This window comes from Protofrankia sp. CiP3, from assembly GCF_917627345.1.
Classification (GTDB): Bacteria; Actinomycetota; Actinomycetes; order Frankiales; family Frankiaceae; genus Protofrankia.
This window is the reverse complement of record NZ_CAKJTM010000003.1, coordinates 86,500-102,837: the sequence shown is the minus strand read 5'-3', so window position 1 is coordinate 102,837 and position 16,338 is coordinate 86,500. Positions and strand designations below refer to the sequence as shown.

The window sequence follows — 16,338 nt, the reverse complement described above, 5'->3', positions numbered from 1 at the left end:
GTTGCACGGGGGAAGGCCGATACCCTGAGACGGTGTCAGTGATCTGCCTGGATAATCCACGTGACTCCGCGGAGCGGGCGGTCAGCGCCCTCCTCAAGGTACCGGCTCCCGCTGATGACCTGGGCCGGCTCTTTGCCCGCGCCGGTCACAGCCTGTATCTCGTCGGTGGTTCGGTTCGGGACGCCCTGCTCGGCCGCCTGAGCGCTGGCGCGGATGCCGCTGATCTTGATTTTGCCACCGATGCCCGGCCGGAACGTGTCCTGGAGATTACCCGCGACTGGGCGGACGCTGTCTGGGAGGCCGGGATCGCGTTCGGAACCGTCGGGCTGATCCGTACCGGGGTGCGGTTCGAGGTGACCACCTACCGCACCGAAGCCTATGATCGGGCGTCCCGGAACCCGACCGTTGCCTACGGTGACACCCTCGAGGGCGACCTCGCCCGCCGTGACTTCACCGTGAACGCCATGGCCGTGTCCGTACCCGGCCACGAGTTCGTCGACCTGTTCGGCGGAATGGCGGACCTCGCGCGCACAGTGCTGCGGACCCCGGGTTCCCCAGAGGCCTCCTTCGACGACGACCCGCTGCGCATCCTGCGGGCCGCCCGGTTCGAAGCCCAGCTCGGGCTGACCCCCGTCGCCGAGCTGGTCGCGGCGATGCGTTCCAGGGCCTCCCGGTTGATGATCGTATCGGTCGAGCGTATCCGGGACGAGCTGCGCAAACTCATGCTCTCGGCCGACCCGGTCGTCGGGCTGGAGCGGCTCGTGGACATCGGCGTCGCGGACATCGTCCTGCCGGAGCTGCCCGCGCTGCGGATGGAGATCGATGAGCACCACCAGCACAAGGACGTCTATACCCACACCCTGACCGTGTTGCGCCAGGCGATCGCGCTGGAGGACCCACTGCCCGAGGGCGGCCCGGACGAGGTACTGCGCTGGGCTGCCCTGCTGCACGACATCGGCAAGCCAAAAACCCGGCGGCACATCTCCGGTGGTGGTGTCTCCTTCCACCACCACGAGGTGGTCGGCCGCGACATGACCCGTAAACGGCTGGCGGCGCTGCGGTTTCCCAAGGATGTCACAGACGCGATCACCCTGTTGGTGTTTCTGCACCTGCGGTTCCATGGCTACGGCCGTGGCGAGTGGACCGACGCGGCCGTCCGTCGGTACGTCCACGATGCTGGGCCGTACCTGTCCCGCCTGCACAAGCTCGTCCGGTCGGACTGCACGACGCGCAACCGGCGCAAGGCCGAGACGCTGGCCGCGACCTACGACGCGCTTGAGGAGCGAATTGCCCGCCTGTCCGAACAGGAGGAGATTGCCGCGATCCGCCCGGAGCTGTCCGGCGATGACATCATGGAGCTGCTAGGCCTGCCGCCGGGCCAGCTGGTCGGCCGGGCCAGGGCGCACATGCTCGATTTCCGTTTCGAGGCGGGCCTGGTGGGACGACAGGCGGCTGAGACAGAACTCCTGCGCTGGGCCCGGGAGAACGGCGTCCCGATCCCCGGGGAGCAGCCCGACCGCTAGTGGTCGCCGTCTTTTTCGGCGGGGCGATTTTCGAAGCGGACTCACACATTACCTTCCAGCCGTTCACACGCGGCCCGGTCACGCTCGACTCCGTTCCTCTGCCAAGTGGTTCGGGACGCAGGGCTTCCGGCGCGTGGAAAAGGACGGTCGTGTCGCCTGTGGTCCCGTCTGGAGGACACAGACGGAGAAGGAGACCTGTGGTGTCCGCACGACATCGACATCTCGGAAAACGGGCGCGGTTCGGTATCGCCGGCGTACTGGGCGTCATCGCCGTGGCAGCCGCGATCATTCCCGTGGTACGGACCGGGCCGCCGTCAACCGGCTCCGCGCCGTTGGACGCGCGGAACGTGGCGAACAGCGACAGCCGGCCGAACTTCGTGTTCATCCTTGCCGACGATCTGGACGCCACCACGTCGCCGTACTGGGCGGCCATGCCGCGGACGGCCGCCCTCATCCGGGACAGCGGGCTGACGTTCACCAACAGCTTTGCCCCGACGCCCATCTGCTGCCCGGCCCGCGGGACGATCCTCACCGGCAAGTACGGCCACAACACCGGCGTACTCACCAACTCCGGTGACGTCGGCGGCTGGGCCACGTTCGCCGCGAACGGCAACGAGGAGAAGACGTTCGCCAAGTACCTGCACGACGCTGGGTACCGCACCGGCCTCGCCGGGAAGTACATGAACGGAATAGAGGCCGCGCCGGAGCACATTCCGCCAGGCTGGTCAGAATGGTACGGAAGCGTCAACAACAATTTCTACACCGGCTACAACTACACGTTGAACGAGAACGGCATGATGGTCCAGTACGGCGGTCCGGACAATCCGGCGAACTACTCGACCGACGTCGTGTCCGCCAAGTCCGCGGACTTCATCCGGCGGGCCGCCGCTGACAACACGCCGTTCTTCTGGTATGCGGCGTCCACGGCCCCGCATCTGCCCCTGCCACCGGCACCCCGCGACGCCGCCAACCCGTTCGCCAATGCCACCGCTCCGCACACCCCGAACTTCAACGAGCCGGACGTCTCGGACAAGCCATGGTGGCTCTCGTCCAGCGCGACCGAGCGTTCCGCCGTGGTCAGGGCTACCAACGACTGGGACTACCGGAACCGGATGGGGTCGCTGTACGCGCTCGACGACATGGTGGCGAACATCGTGACTACGCTGCGTGACACCGGCAAGCTCGACAACACCTATCTTGTCTTCACCTCGGACAACGGCTACAACCTCGGCTCTCACCGTCTCGTCCAGAAGATGGCTCCCTACGAGGAGTCGCTGCGGGTGCCGTTGGTTGTCGCCGGGCCCGGGATCAAGGCGGGTACGGACAGCCACATGGTCGCGCAGATCGACCTCGCGCCGACCTTTCTGGAGCTGGCCGGGGTGGCGGTTCCGGCGGACGTCGACGGGCAGTCGCTCGCCGGCCTGCTGCACGGTCGGGAACCGACGTCGTGGCGCCGCGACCTGCTGGGCCAGTATGCGGGCCCCGGCGAGGACGGCCAGGACGGGATCGTCGCCGAGCAGGTGAACAACGCGGCCGCCCACTACCTCGACCTGCCGCCGTGGATCGGTCTGCGGACCGATCGCTACCTCTACGTCCGCTGGTACGACGTCGACCGGGCCCCACAGGTCCACCAGTTTGAGCTCTACGACCTGGCGGCCGACCCGTACGAACTCACGAACCTGCTCGCCACCCCGGCGGGCAGGCAACAGAACGCGGCTCTCGTCGCCCAGCTCGACGCGCGGCTGAACCAGCTCGCGACCTGCGCCGGAGCGTCCTGCCGGAACTGAGCGCAGGCGCCTGGCCCGGCCGTCAACCCGTGTCACAGCGCCGCCCCGTGGGCACCTGGCCACGCGGGGCGGCGGCCCGCTCCGGCCGTGTCAGCGAAGGCCGGAGCGGGCGCTGGAGGGGTACGGCGCGGCCGGCGGCCGGGTGGGTCCGTAGGCTCGTGGTGTGGCGCGGGCCGGAGATCTGCGACAACTGTTCGAGCTGACCGGATTCCGGCGGCTCTTCGCCTCCCGACTGACCTCACAGGCCGCGGACGGCGTCTTCCAGGCGACCCTGGTCAGCTATGTGCTGTTCTCGCCGGAGCGAGCCACCTCCGCGGCGGCGCTCGCAACATCGCTTGCCATCGTTGTCCTGCCGTTCAGCGTTATCGGGCCGTTCGCCGGGATCGTGCTCGACCGGGTGTCACGGCAGCGGGTGCTGGTGGTCTGCGCGCTGGTCCGGGCAGTCCTGCTCGGCCTGCTCGTCGTGCTGATCGCCGCTGGGCATACCGGCGCTGACTTCTACGCGGCCGCGCTGGCGGTGGTCAGTGTCAACCGGTTCGTGCTCGCCGCGCTGTCCGCGGGTCTGCCGGTTGTCGTCGCCGAGGAGGGGCTCGTCACGGCGAACGCGCTGTCGACCACCGCCGGGACGCTCGCGACCCTCATCGGTGCCGGCATCGGCAGCGGTCTGCGGGGGCTGATCGGTGGGGACGACGCGGGTGTCGCGCTGGTGGCCGCGTTCGCCAGCATGATCTACCTGGTGGTCGCGGGTACCGCCACCCGCGCGGGCCGGGGCGAGTTCGGCCCCTTGGCCGCACCGCCCGGGCAGGGCGTTCTCAGCGAGGTTCGACAGGTGGTCGCGGAACTGGCGGACGGTGCGGGCCATCTGTGGCGGCGGACGCCGGCCCGGTACGCCCTGGCCACGCTGACCGGGTCCCGGGCGTCGTACGGGCTGACCTCGGTCATGGCAATCCTGCTCTACCGTAACTACTTCACGGGCGCGGACGGAGGCCTGGGAGGCCTCGCGCTGTTGGTGACAGCCGGTGGGGTGGGAACGGTCGCGGCCGCGTTCGTGACACCGCGGGTGACCCGGCGGGTTGGCAAGCAGATGTGGATTGTTCTCGTCCTGCTCGCCGCTGGCGTTGTCGAGATCGTTCTGTGTCTTCCGTTCACCTCGCCGCTGCTGATCGCCGCATCGGTACCGATCGGGTTCGCGGCCCAGGCCAGCAAGATCTGTGTTGACACGGTCGTGCAGGAACAGATCGACGACGCCTACCGGGGACGCGTCTTCGCCCTGTATGATCTTCTGTTCAACGTCGCTTATGTGGCCGCCGCCGCGCTCGCGGCGGTCACCCTACCGGCCACCGGCAGGTCAACGGTCATGGTGGTGGCCGCCGGTATCGGTTACGTCGTGTGTGCGCTGTTGTACCTGAGCACGCGAACGTCCGGTTCATCCGGTCCATCCGATCCGGATGGACCGCGCTTTGGCCCGCTGCCCACGACCACCGCGCCGCCTGCCTCGGTGACAACGGCGCCCGCCATCTCGCTCGAGGCCTCCGGACGCGCGAAAGAATTATGATCACACGGTTCTCCGGCCCGCCGGGACAGTGATCCGGCCATGATGGCTGACCGTGACAGCTGGCGATGGGCAGCGGAAAAGCATGGAAAAGCATGGAAAAGGCAACGAAAAAGGCGGCGAAAGAAGCGATGAAAAGGGGGGCCGGCCACCCCCTCCGGATGGCCGGCCACCCCCTCCGGATGGCCGGCCACCCCCTCCGGATGGCCGGCCCCCCTCGGTGCCTTCGCGGCTTGTCCTACTCGCCGCGAATGAACGCCTCCACCTTGTCGCGGGCGACGTTGTCACGGTACTGCTCCGGTGGTGACTTCATGAAGTAGGAGGATGCGGCGAGCAGCGGCCCGCCGACCCCCCGGTCAAGGGCGATCTTGGCGCAGCGGACCGCGTCGATGACCACACCGGCACTGTTCGGTGAGTCCCAGACCTCGAGTTTGTACTCCAGGTTCAGCGGCACATCCCCGAAGGCGCGTCCCTCGAGGCGGACATAGGCCCACTTGCGGTCGTCCAGCCAGGAGACATAGTCGGACGGACCGATGTGGATGTTCTCCCGGCCCATGTCGTGGGAGAGCTGAGACGTCACCGCCTGCGTCTTGGAAATCTTCTTGGACTCCAGCCTCTCCCGCTCGAGCATGTTCTTGAAATCCATGTTGCCGCCGACGTTGAGCTGCATCGTGCGGTCCAGGACGACGCCTCTGTCCTCGAACAGTTTTGCCAGTACGCGATGGGTGATGGTGGCGCCGACCTGCGATTTGATGTCGTCGCCGACAATTGGCAACCCGGCCGCGCGGAACTTCTCCGCCCATTCGGACCGGCCCGCGATGAACACCGGCAGGCAGTTGACGAAGGCGACACCCGCGTCGATCGCGGCCTGGGCATAGAATTTCGCCGCGTTTTCGGAGCCGACAGGGAGATAGCAGACAAGGACGTCAACACGGGCCTCACGCAGGGTGGCCACTACGTCCACGGGTTCCTCATCGGACTCGGCGATCGTCTCGCGGTAGTAGCGGCCAAGGCCATCCAGGGTGTGACCGCGGGCGACAGCGATGTCGAGCGGTGGTACATCGATGATCTTTATAGTGTTGTTCTCGCTGGCGACGATCGCCTCGGACAGGTCACGCCCAACCTTCTTCGCGTCGACGTCGAACGCCGCGACGAACTCAAGGTCCCGGACGTGGTAGTTGCCAAGCTGGGCGTGCATCAGGCCCGGCACCCGCGCCGACGGATCAGCGTCGCGGTAGTACTCGACCCCCTGGACGAGGGATGCGGCGCAGTTGCCTACACCGACAATAGCGACACGTACCGAACCCATGACGGTCTGCTCCCTTTGGCTGTGTGTGAAGTGATGCTGGTTGTGGATGCTGCTGCTGATGGCCGGGCCGCTGGTGGTTACGGCGACGACGCGGGATCAGAGGCACCCGCCCGTCAGCCGGCGGGCGGAACCCCGTCGCCGTTGTCCTCCCGAGCCGGTGGCGGTGTCGCCCCGGGCCGCGCCGCATGCGCGGACAGGTCTGGGGGCACCCCTGTGGGCGGTGCCTGTGCCCGCTCGGTCTCGATCAGTTCGGTCAGCCAGCGGACCTCGCGCTCGACGGACTCGAGACCGTGACGCTGAAGCTCGAGCGTGTAGGAGTCGAACCGTTCGCGGGTCCTGGTCAGCGCGGACCGGACCTTCTCCCGTCGTTCCTCCAACCGTCCGCGCCGGCCTTCAAGGATGCGCAGCCGGACAGCCGCATCGGTTTTACCGAAGAAGGCGAAGCGGATCCCAAACATCTCGTCCTCCCAGGAGGACGGACCGCCTTCACCGAGAAGGGCCGCGAGGCGTTCCTTGCCCTCGGCGGTGAGGGTGTACACGACACGGCTGCGACCACCGAGGCGACCCGCGGCAGTGGGGCCGTCGGCGGTGACGTAGCCCTCGGCCGCGAGCTTGCGCAGGCACGGGTACAGCGACCCGTAGCTGAAACGGTGGAAGGTACCCAGCACGGTGTTCAGTCGTTTTCGCAGTTCGTAGCCGTGCATCGGACTTTCCGAGAGCAGCGCGAGGACGGCCAACTCCAACATCGCTACTCCCTCCACCGTGACTGAGCTGACTGTTGTGATCCAGCTGTCGTGATCTAGTGATTGTGATCCAGTGATTACGATTAAGCGGTTATGATCAGAGTGTCAGACATATCGTTCCGATACATCGAGGATGCCACTTCGGGGAATCCAAGGCAACAACGGATGTCTGGTACGGAACGGCGAGATGGTCAGCTGGCGGCCTGTAACACGCCGTGTTCAGGGGTTCTCCGGTACCGCTGACGCATCTGTCCGGACCGTCTGCCGAGACGCGGCATCCGGCGTACCGTTTTTGCCATGCGCCCACGGTCGGTTATCGACTACGCGCTCGCCCGGCGAGCGACGCTCGCTGATCTGCACGCGGGCAGAGTGTCGACGACGGACGTCTGTGACGCCCATCCGTACCTGCTCCGAGCGGCCAAGTACCATGGTGAGCCGGCTGCTCGGCGTTGTCCGGTCTGCCGGAACGATCCTTTGATCAACGTTACCTACACCTACGGTGACGAGCTCGGCGTGAGCTCTGGTCGGGTCCGGGCCACCAGGGACCTACCGGAGCTGGAGCAACGGTTCAGCGAACTGAACGTCTATGTGGTGGAGGTCTGCACCTGCTGTGGCTGGAACCACCTGACCACGTCCTTTGTGATCGGGACCGGCCAGCCCCGCGCACGCCGGGGGAACAGCCGGCGCACCGCTGACTAGCCGGTCAGGACCACGTGGGCACGCTTCTCCGCACGCGGCCGGCGGCCTCAGGGGAGGCTGCCGCAGGGAGCTGGCCGTCCCGAGGCCGCCGGTTGGCGAGCCGTCGGCAAGGTGTCCGGTCCGCTGGTGACTCCGTCGTGGAAGCGGTTTTGCCGGAGGCGGTGTGGGTGTGCTCCTGAAGGACGGCGTAGCGTCTTTTGTCAGCCACCGACCATGCGGGGTCTTCTACCCCCTGTCACGACGGACGGGACAGTCAGTGAGGCCACCCTACGATCGGGATGCGCACCCGCACGATGATGACAACGGGCGTACCCAGGTCCGCCATGCCCCGGCTGGCCGGGACCATCCCGGTCCCGACGGATGGGGCGGGGCCACCAGCAGCCTGTACGACACGACCGACCGGGTCGCGATGGACCGCATCGGCGTACGCGAGCGCACCGCCAGCTCCACCACCTACGTGCGCCGTCCCCGCCCGGATGACGTGTCCGCCACGTCGGCGGTCGAGGCCCTCGATCGGGGCGGCGACAGCCCGCCTGGCCGTGCGGGCCGCCGCGCGGCCGAGCCCACGGTCCGCAGAGGTCAGGGGAAACACGGTCCGATGTTCTGGCGAAACCGTCCTCGGTGGTTGCGGCGACTCGTCCTGCTTGGGCTGTTGTTCAGTGTGCTGATGATCGCCGCCCTGGTGGCGGTGGTCCTGGCCTTCACAAAAGTGCCGTTGCCAGCCACGGTCAACACCGCCGAACAGACGTCGGTCATCACCTACGCCGACGGCCGGGCCGAGATCGCCAAGATCGGTACGGTCAACCGGACGAACGTACCGCTTTCCCAGGTGTCGGTGGACGCCCAGCACGCGGTGCTCGCCGCCGAGAACAAGAACTTCTACAGCGAACCCGGTATCTCCCCGAAGGGAATCGCCCGAGCGATCTGGGTGAACCTCCGTGGCGGTGAGATCGCTCAGGGTGGTTCTACGATTACTCAGCAGTACGCCAAGAACGCCTACCTGACCCAGGAGCGGACCTTCTCCCGGAAGTTCAAAGAGATCGCCATGGCGATCAAGATCGATCAGCAGTACTCCAAGGACGATGTGCTGGAGTTCTATCTGAACACGATCTACTTCGGGCGCGGATGCTATGGCATCGAGGCCGCTGCCAAGACCTATTTCGACAAGCCCGCCAAGGACCTCACCGCGGAGGAGGGCGCGGTCATCGCCGGACTGATCCGTTCGCCGAACGCCCTCGACCCGAGGGTGACCCCGGTCGCCGCGGAGCGCCGTTGGCACGAGGTGATCGACACGATGGTCGCCAAAGGCTGGTTGGACCCGTCCCGCGCGGGTCCCGACAAGAAGCCTCCGGTGACCAAGGAACGGGACAAGTCCAACGGGCTGGCGGTCTCATCGCCGCAGGCCGCCTATATTCGTGACCAGGTCAAGGATGAGCTGATCGCCGCTGGTATCACTGAGCAGCAGATCAACCTGCAGGGTCTGCGCATCCAGACCAGCATCGACCAGGGCCGCCAGACCGCCGCCTACCTGGCTGTCACGAACGTGCTCCAGAAACCCTACGCCGCCGTGCCCGACCTGCGGACCGGGCTGGTCGCCGTCGAACCGAGCAGCGGCCGGGTACTTGCCTGGTACGGCGGTTCGATCTACGGCAAGGGCACGAACGGCCAGACCTTCTGGGAGGACAACGTCTCGGAGGCGCAGGTGCCGCCTGGGTCGACCTTCAAGCCGATCACCCTGGCCGCGGCCCTGACGCACGGCGCGAGCCTGAACTCGACCTACGAGGCCCCGGACGTGCTCAAGATCCCCGGAAACGCCGCCGACGGCAGCGGTACGTACGTCGTTCACAATGACGAGGAACACGGCAACTTCGGCTACCCCAATCTGATCAAAGCAACCGCGGAATCCATCAACACGGTGTTCGTACCGCTGGGTATCACCGCTGGAATCGATAACGTGATCTCCACCGCGCGTGCTCTCGGTGTGTCCAAGGACGTCGCGCTCACCGACGACGCCGGAGTGACTCTCGGCCGGGACGGCATCACGGCCAAGAACATGGTCGCGGTCTACAGCACCTTCGCGAACGGGGGGAAGGCCATCCCCCCGCATCTCGTCGACCGGGTCGTCGACGGTAAGGGAAAGGTTATCTACGAGGGTCCGAAGAGATCGACGAACGCTCTGTCCGCGAGCGTGACCGCGGACGTGACCTACGCTCTGCAGTCAGTGATCAAGGATGGTACCGGCAAGGCCGCCCAGCTGGCCGACGGCCGTCCGGCGGCGGGCAAGACAGGTACCACCGACAACTTCCGTACCGCCTGGTTCTGCGGCTACGTGCCACAGCTGGCGGCCTGCGTGAACATGTTCCGGGGCGACGGTGGCGTCAGCAAGGCGACCGCGCTGGTCGGCATCCCCGGGGCTATGAGCGGTGTCTATGGCGGTGGTTATCCGGCCAAGGTCTGGAAGGCCTTCATGGACGGCGCGCTGAGTGGCGTAGCGCCACAGCCTTTTGCCGCGCCGAAGTACGTTGGGACGGTCACGAACGCCTCACCGTCGCCGACTCCGGAGCCGACCGTCCCGCAGCTGCCTGGGCCGACATCGACAGCGGCGGCGTCGATCTCCCCCACGCAGTCGCGACCGATCCCGGAAAGTTCGCCCACCGCTGGTGCGACTACCCCACCTGGGCCGGTGCCAGCGACAGCGACACCAAAGGCCAAGCAATCACCCAATAACAATAATGGTGGCAATAATAACAATATTACATTTCCGACGCCTTTTGGGTGAGTTCATGGAGCCCGACGGGCGTGCCAGTGCTGCCACTGCGAGACGCGCCTCGCGTGGGAGGCATGCGGTCCAGGTGCGGCGTGCGGCCCGGGTGAGAATGACCCATGGCTAGCGCACGCCGGGAGACGCATCCTGGGACAGGCCCCGAAGTGTCCCGGCCGACGGCATCCCTCCGACGGGTGTGCCCGTCGGAGGAGGACCCGGTGGTTGCCGGTGCAAGTATGATCATCGGTGGCCCGCCCGGGGCACACGCCCGCATCGGTGTCGGCCGGAGCTGGTGGACGCCGCTGCGGGTACTCATGGCCTTCACCGTCGCGATGTGCTTGTTGGCCTACGCCCAGAAGGCGCCCTGCCGGGACACCCGCAACTGGTCGCATGAGTACCAGTACACGCGGATGTGCTATTCGGACGTGGTCGCCCTGTACGGTCAGGAGGGGCTGGCCAATGGCAAGCGGCCCTTCCTCGACTACCCCACTGAGTACCCGCCGCTGATTGGCGCTGCCATGCAGCTCGCGTCATCCGTCGCCGGCTTCGCCTCGCCGTCGCGGCCGGTGTACCGCGATGACGCTGGCAGACAGGTCGTTGCCGGATACACGATCGACCAGCGCACAGCGACTTTTTACGATGTCACGGCCCTGCTGTTCCTGGTGGCGGCCTGTGCCACGGTGTTCTGCACGGCGCTGGCCGCGGGCCGGGCGAGGGTCTTCGACGCCGCCTTGGTCGCGCTCGCTCCCGTTCTGCTGCTCCATCTCATGACCAACTGGGACATCCTGGCGGTGGCGTTCGCCGCCGGGGGTCTGCTGGCCTGGTCACGCCGTGCGCCCACGCTCGCCGGCATCTTGATCGGACTGGGCGCGGCGACGAAGTTCTACCCGCTGTTGTTCCTGCTGCCACTGGCCGTACTCACCCTGCGTGCGGGCATGCTCCGGTCCTTTGTCCGTACCCTGGTAGCGACGGTGGCGACTGCCGCGGCGGTGTGGGGGCCGCTCTGGCTGATCGCCGGGTACTTCAAGGGTGACGAGCGGGTGGGCGACAGTATCTGGGGGACGCTGTGGGCTGGTGGCGACTGGTCCGCCAGGATCGGTGGCCACTGGGGTGACGGGACGAACGCGATGTTGCGCTTCGTCGACCTCAATTCCGGGCGCGGCCCGGACTGGGACTCGCTGGCTTTCGCGATCACCTGGCTGGCCAGCTCCTTTTCGCCCCGCATGTTCGGCGCCGTCCATCTGATCATCATGCTGGCGGCCGGGATCGCGCTGGCCGCAGCCGGTTTCGTGGCGGCCTCGCGTTGGCCGGCCGGGCGGCTGGTGGTCGCGGCGGTGGCGTTCACCGGATGGCTGCTGGTCGCGGTCTTGGCCCCGGTGCTACTGACCGGTGTCCGGGAGCACGGCATCCCCACCGGTACGCTCAATATCGTTTCGATGGTCCTGCTGGGGTCACTTCTTCTCGGTATAGCCGCGCTGGGATGGTTCGCGCCCCGGCGACCGCGCCTGCCCCAGCTGCTGTTTCTCACGGTTGCCGTGTTCCTGGTGACGAACAAGGTTTTCTCGCCGCAGTACACGCTGTGGCTGGTGCCGCTCGCGGCGCTGGCCCGGCCTCGCTGGCCGGCCTTCCTGGCCTGGCAGGCCAGCGAGGCTTACGTGCTGCTCACCCGTTTCCTGCACTTCGTCTACAACGACACCAACGGAGCGAGTGGGATCGACCGCGGTTGGTTCGTCAGCGCCGTCGTCATCCGCGACCTCACTCTGTGTGTGTTTGCTTCGCTGGTCATTCGCGAGATCCTGCGCCCCGAACTGGACGTGGTCCGCGTCGCGGCCGAGGCGGACGACCCGGCCGGGGGGGTACTCGACGGCTCCGCGGCCCGCCGCGGCCGGCGGGCCGCGCGCGCCGCGGCGGACGCCGAACCCCGGCCTGACGACCTGGCCGTCACCCAGCCCGATCCGGGTGGGTGGGCAGCGGCTGTCGGGACCGTTTGATGGCCCTGACGTCGGGAGACCCGCTATCTGATCACTCTGGTGACGCCGCGCCGGATTCCGGTGCGGCCACGCCGTCCAGGGCCGGGCCCACGCCCGAGCCAGGCCGTGCGTCGGCTCAGGGCGCGGGCAAGCCCTGGCTCGCTTTGGCTGGCACGGTCCGGTCGTGGTTGGACCGGCTTCCGGAAGCCGTCCGGGCGACCCTTCCGGTCTGGTTCACCAGCCGGATCGCGGTCATCCTGCTGTCGTTGGCCGCGTCCCGGGCGCTGTCCGGTCAGCCGAGCGCTGGTCTGCCGACCCTGTCGACGTTGTGGAACCGGTGGGATGTCGGGCTGTTCACCAAGGTCGCGCGTTTCGGATACGAGTCCCCGAAGTACGCTGATCACACCGAGGTGGACTTTCCCGGGTTCCCGCTCGCGATGCGGCTCGCTCATCTGGTTTTTGGTGACTGGACGGTCGCGGGGATGGTGGTCTCCTTCGTCGCGGGGGCCGTGGCTGTGGCGGCCATCTGGCAGCTGCAGATCGATGACGCCGCGGCCGGACAGCTGGCCATCTCGACCGGACCGGTGCTGCCCACCGCGACCGGACCGGTGTCCGCTGGAACCGGACCAGTGTCCGCCGGCAGCCGACGCCGGGCAGGCCCGGGTGGCCAGGACCGCCGCGCCGCGGACTTCGCGGTCCTCGCGCTGTTGCTGTTCCCCTACGCGGTGTTCCTCTGCGCCGGATACTCCGAGGCGATTTTTCTCGGCTTCGCCACAACGTCCTGGCTTGCCGCGCGCCGCCAGCACTGGTGGGCCGCCGGTCTGCTCGGCGCGGGAGCCGCATCGACCAGGGTCACCGGAATCCCCTTCTGCTTCGCGCTGGCGGTGCAGTATGTCGTCAGCCGGCGGCGTGCGGGCCTGCCGGTGTTCGCGCTGCCGGGACTCGCGCTCGCGCTGCCCCCGTTGCCTGTGCTCGGCTTTGTCACCTACCTCCGGGTCCGGACTGGCCGGTGGGACTCCTACGCCGAGGCGATGCGGGTCGGCTGGCACCGGGAGATCGACTGGCCGTGGGTGGGATGGCGGACGACCTGGCACGCTGCTTTCGACACGTCGCAGTCATCGGCGTTCGCCTGGTTCTGGCGCGGTGAGGTGGCCGCTGTCGTCCTCGGAGTCGTGCTGACCGTGGCGCTTGTGCGGTCCGCTCGGATAGGTGAGGCTGCCTTCGTCGGTGCCGCGACCCTGTTGATGAGCTGCTCGAACTACTTCGCCTCAGGGATCCGGACAATGCTGGTCGCTTTCCCGATGTACCTGCTGCTTGGCCGTGTCGCGGTCCGGCGGCCCTGGGTGCGGCCGGCCTACAGCTGGCTGTGTGCGCCGGTCATGGCGGCCTTTGTCATCGCCTTCACCCAGGGCCAGTGGGTCGACTGAGTCCGCCTGGAGCTCCGTTCCCCAGATCTTCACCTCGCGGACATTTGGGGAGCCTCGCCGTGGCGGTCGTCACCTGCGTCGGCCTTGCCACGGCTCTGGGCGTGACCGTGGTTGGTGTGATCTGGCCGTCGCCTGATCGGCACCTGCGTGGCCTGCTCGTGGTGCTTGCGCTCACGGTTGTCATCGGATTGGTCAGCGCCGGGCTACGGGTGATCGTCGCCGCTAGATGGTCGCCGCCGGAGGCGCTGGGCGTTGACCGACGAGCCGGGCTGCCCATCCATCGCGCGGAGTTGGCTGGGCAGCGATCAGCGGCCCGCGGGCCGAGCCGCATCGAGTAGTGTTTGCGAGGTTGCCGCTTGTTGGCCCGCGCGTCTTCCGCGTGCGGGTGACCGGATACGCGGCTTGTCCCTCCTGCCACGGAACTGTCCGTGGCCGCCCGAGTCCACAGGAGGTGGGTTCACCCTTGCCACGGCATTATGAACTGATGGTCATCCTTGAGCCGGATCTCGAGGAACGTACGGTCGCGCCGTCTCTGGACCAGTATCTGACCGTCGTCCGCTCCAGCGGCGGCGTCGTCGAGAAGGTTGATGTCTGGGGCCGACGCCGGCTGGCCTACGAGATCCGCAAGAGCTTTGAGGGCATCTACGCCGTCATTGACCTGCATTCCGAGCCGGCGGTGGTCGCCGAGCTCGACCGCCAGCTCGTTCTCAACGAATCGGTGATCCGTACCAAGGTGATCCGGCTTCCCGAGAAGAAGCCTCGACGTAAGATCGCGGCCTGAGGGGATTTGGTTTCATGGCCGGCGAAACAGTTGTCACGGTAGTCGGAAACCTGACGAACGACCCTGAGCTTCGGTTCACGCCCAACGGCGCCGCGGTCGCCAGCTTCACCGTGGCCTCGACGCCACGGACCCTTGACCGGACCACCAACGAGTGGAAGGACGGGGACGCGCTGTTCCTGCGCTGCTCCATCTGGCGGCAGGCCGCGGAGCATGTTGCCGAGTCGCTGCAGAAGGGCGCCCGGGTCATCGTGCAGGGTCGGCTCAAGCAGCGGAAGTGGACCGACCGTGAGGGTAACGAGCGCATCTCGGTCGAGCTGGACGTCGAGGAGATCGGTCCCTCGCTGAGGTACGCCACCGCAAAGGTCGTCAAGGCGAGTCGCGGTGGCGGCGGTGGGTATGGCGGGCCGGCCGCTGGCCCTGCTGGCGGCTACGGCGGGCCGCCGCAGGCGTCCGGCGGTCCTGCCGGTCCTGCCGGAGCTGCCGGAGCTGGCGGCTACGGCACCCCCGTTCCCGCTGGCGGCGGCTCGGGCTACGGCGGTGGTGCCGTCGACGACCCGTGGTCCGCGCCCGCCGGAGCGTACTCCGAGGAGCCCCCGTTCTAGGGGGGTCGGTCACACCCACAGACATCTAGGAGCGCACGATGGCCAAGGCGGCCGTGCGCAAACCGAAGAAGAAGGTTTGCGCGTTCTGCAAGGACAAGAGCGACTACATCGACTACAAGGACACCTCGCTGCTGCGGAAGTTCATCTCTGACCGCGGTAAGATCCGTGCCCGGCGGGTCACCGGCAACTGCAGTCAGCATCAGCGTGACGTGGCGATCGCGGTGAAGAACAGCCGCGAGATGGCGTTGCTGCCTTACACCTCGACGGCTCGCTGAGGAGCATGGCGATGAAGCTGATCCTCACTCAGGAGGTACCCGGCCTCGGTAGCCCCGGTGACACGGTCGACGTCGCTGGCGGCTACGGGCGCAACTACCTCATCCCCCGTCGGTACGCGATCGTGGCGACGCGGGGTGCCGAGAAGCAGATCGCTCAGATCCGCCGGGCCCGCTCGGCCCGGCAGGTCCGGGACCTCGGGCATGCCAAGGAGATTGCCGGCCAGCTTTCCAGCCTGTCCGTCCAGCTGGTGAGCCGGGCGGGTAAGGAAGGCCGGTTGTTCGGCTCGGTGACGGCAGCGGACGTGGTGGCGGCGGTCGCCGCGGCAGGTGGTCCGGACCTGGACCGCAGGCGGGTGGAGCTACCGAAGCCGATCAAGTCACTAGGTGCCCACACGGTTTCGGTGCACCTGCATTCGGACGTCGTCGCGACCGTCAGTCTGGACGTCGTCTCCGCCTGAGAAGATCCGCCTGAGAAGATCAAAACGGGTTTGAAGCAGGCGGTTTGGGTGACCACGGTGTTGGCTGCTGGCCGCTGGATCGGTCGGTCGATGTGACATCGTGGTCACCCTTCGTGTTGTTGTTCGCTGTCGGCGCCAGATCCATTGTTGATCTTCGAGGGCACGAGGCACGATGATCGAATTCTGGATTTCTTCTGTCCACAGGCGGTGGATGGCGCCCATGCCCGCCAGGCCGTGACTTCGGCTTGGACGATCTATCCTTCAGTTGGTTATCCACAGCTTCAGGAGACTTGTCCTGATGCTGTCCCCAAGGCTTTCGGTCTTATCCACAGGTCTTATCCACAGTTCCTGTGGATAACTATTTGGGCTCCTGGGGCGCACCCCCGTACAGTCGGCGCCGCTGGCTGGGACCGTTCTCTGGGATTGGCCGATTGGCCGGTTGGCCGGT

Annotated in this window: 14 protein-coding genes; 12 read left to right on the top strand and 2 right to left on the bottom strand. The window is 67.1% G+C overall.

The annotated features are described in order from the left end of the window. Nucleotides 1–38 precede the first annotated feature (38 nt). From MJ797_RS01970 to MJ797_RS01960, 3 genes are all read left to right on the top strand, one after another. On the top strand, nt 39–1,523 hold the full coding sequence (locus MJ797_RS01970) for a CCA tRNA nucleotidyltransferase (RefSeq protein WP_239331331.1): 1,485 nt from the start codon (nt 39–41) through the stop codon (nt 1,521–1,523). Nucleotides 1,524–1,723: 200 nt separating this feature from the next. Beyond that, nucleotides 1,724–3,310, top strand: coding sequence for a sulfatase (locus MJ797_RS01965; RefSeq protein ID WP_239331160.1), 1,587 nt, complete (start codon nt 1,724–1,726; stop codon nt 3,308–3,310). Between the two features lie 163 nt (nt 3,311–3,473). Further along, on the top strand, nt 3,474–4,865 hold the full coding sequence (locus tag MJ797_RS01960) for an MFS transporter (protein ID WP_239331157.1): 1,392 nt from the start codon (nt 3,474–3,476) through the stop codon (nt 4,863–4,865). 235 nt (nt 4,866–5,100) lie between these two features. Here the strand turns inward: MJ797_RS01960 and MJ797_RS01955 are convergent, their stop codons facing one another. Next, a complete protein-coding gene (locus tag MJ797_RS01955; RefSeq protein ID WP_239331154.1) occupies nt 5,101–6,171 on the bottom strand; it encodes an inositol-3-phosphate synthase in 1,071 nt (356 codons plus the stop codon). Between the two features lie 113 nt (nt 6,172–6,284). After that, nucleotides 6,285–6,917 (bottom strand): PadR family transcriptional regulator, encoded by a 633-nt coding sequence (locus MJ797_RS01950; RefSeq protein WP_239331151.1) that lies wholly within the window; start codon nt 6,915–6,917, stop codon nt 6,285–6,287. A 294-nt stretch (nt 6,918–7,211) separates the two neighbouring features. Between MJ797_RS01950 and MJ797_RS01945 the strand changes: the two genes are divergently transcribed. The 9 genes from MJ797_RS01945 to rplI all read left to right on the top strand — a co-directional run bounded on the left by MJ797_RS01945 (nt 7,212) and on the right by rplI (nt 15,890). Next, nucleotides 7,212–7,613, top strand: a complete 402-nt coding sequence (locus MJ797_RS01945) for a DUF5318 family protein (RefSeq protein WP_239331149.1) — start codon at nt 7,212–7,214, stop codon at nt 7,611–7,613. Between the two features lie 256 nt (nt 7,614–7,869). After that, nucleotides 7,870–10,392, top strand: a complete 2,523-nt coding sequence (locus MJ797_RS01940; RefSeq protein WP_239331146.1) for a transglycosylase domain-containing protein — start codon at nt 7,870–7,872, stop codon at nt 10,390–10,392. Nucleotides 10,393–10,595: 203 nt separating this feature from the next. Further along, entirely contained in the window at nt 10,596–12,368 is a 1,773-nt protein-coding gene (locus MJ797_RS01935; RefSeq protein ID WP_239331143.1) for a glycosyltransferase 87 family protein, read from the top strand. After that, entirely contained in the window at nt 12,368–13,774 is a 1,407-nt protein-coding gene (locus MJ797_RS01930) for a hypothetical protein (RefSeq protein ID WP_239331140.1), read from the top strand. Before MJ797_RS01935 ends, MJ797_RS01930 begins: the two co-directional genes overlap by 1 nt. 59 nt (nt 13,775–13,833) lie before the next feature. Beyond that, on the top strand, nt 13,834–14,112 hold the full coding sequence (locus MJ797_RS01925; protein WP_239331137.1) for a hypothetical protein: 279 nt from the start codon (nt 13,834–13,836) through the stop codon (nt 14,110–14,112). Between the two features lie 125 nt (nt 14,113–14,237). After that, nucleotides 14,238–14,555: a 30S ribosomal protein S6 gene (rpsF, locus tag MJ797_RS01920; RefSeq protein WP_255738148.1), complete on the top strand. Its 318-nt coding sequence runs from the start codon at nt 14,238–14,240 to the stop codon at nt 14,553–14,555. 14 nt (nt 14,556–14,569) lie between these two features. Next, nucleotides 14,570–15,157, top strand: a complete 588-nt coding sequence (locus MJ797_RS01915) for a single-stranded DNA-binding protein (RefSeq protein WP_239331134.1) — start codon at nt 14,570–14,572, stop codon at nt 15,155–15,157. A gap of 38 nt (nt 15,158–15,195) precedes the next feature. Then, on the top strand, nt 15,196–15,432 hold the full coding sequence (gene rpsR / locus MJ797_RS01910; protein ID WP_131749434.1) for a 30S ribosomal protein S18: 237 nt from the start codon (nt 15,196–15,198) through the stop codon (nt 15,430–15,432). Nucleotides 15,433–15,443: 11 nt separating this feature from the next. Further along, a complete protein-coding gene (gene rplI, locus MJ797_RS01905) occupies nt 15,444–15,890 on the top strand; it encodes a 50S ribosomal protein L9 (protein ID WP_239331131.1) in 447 nt (148 codons plus the stop codon). Nucleotides 15,891–16,338: the final 448 nt, after the last annotated feature.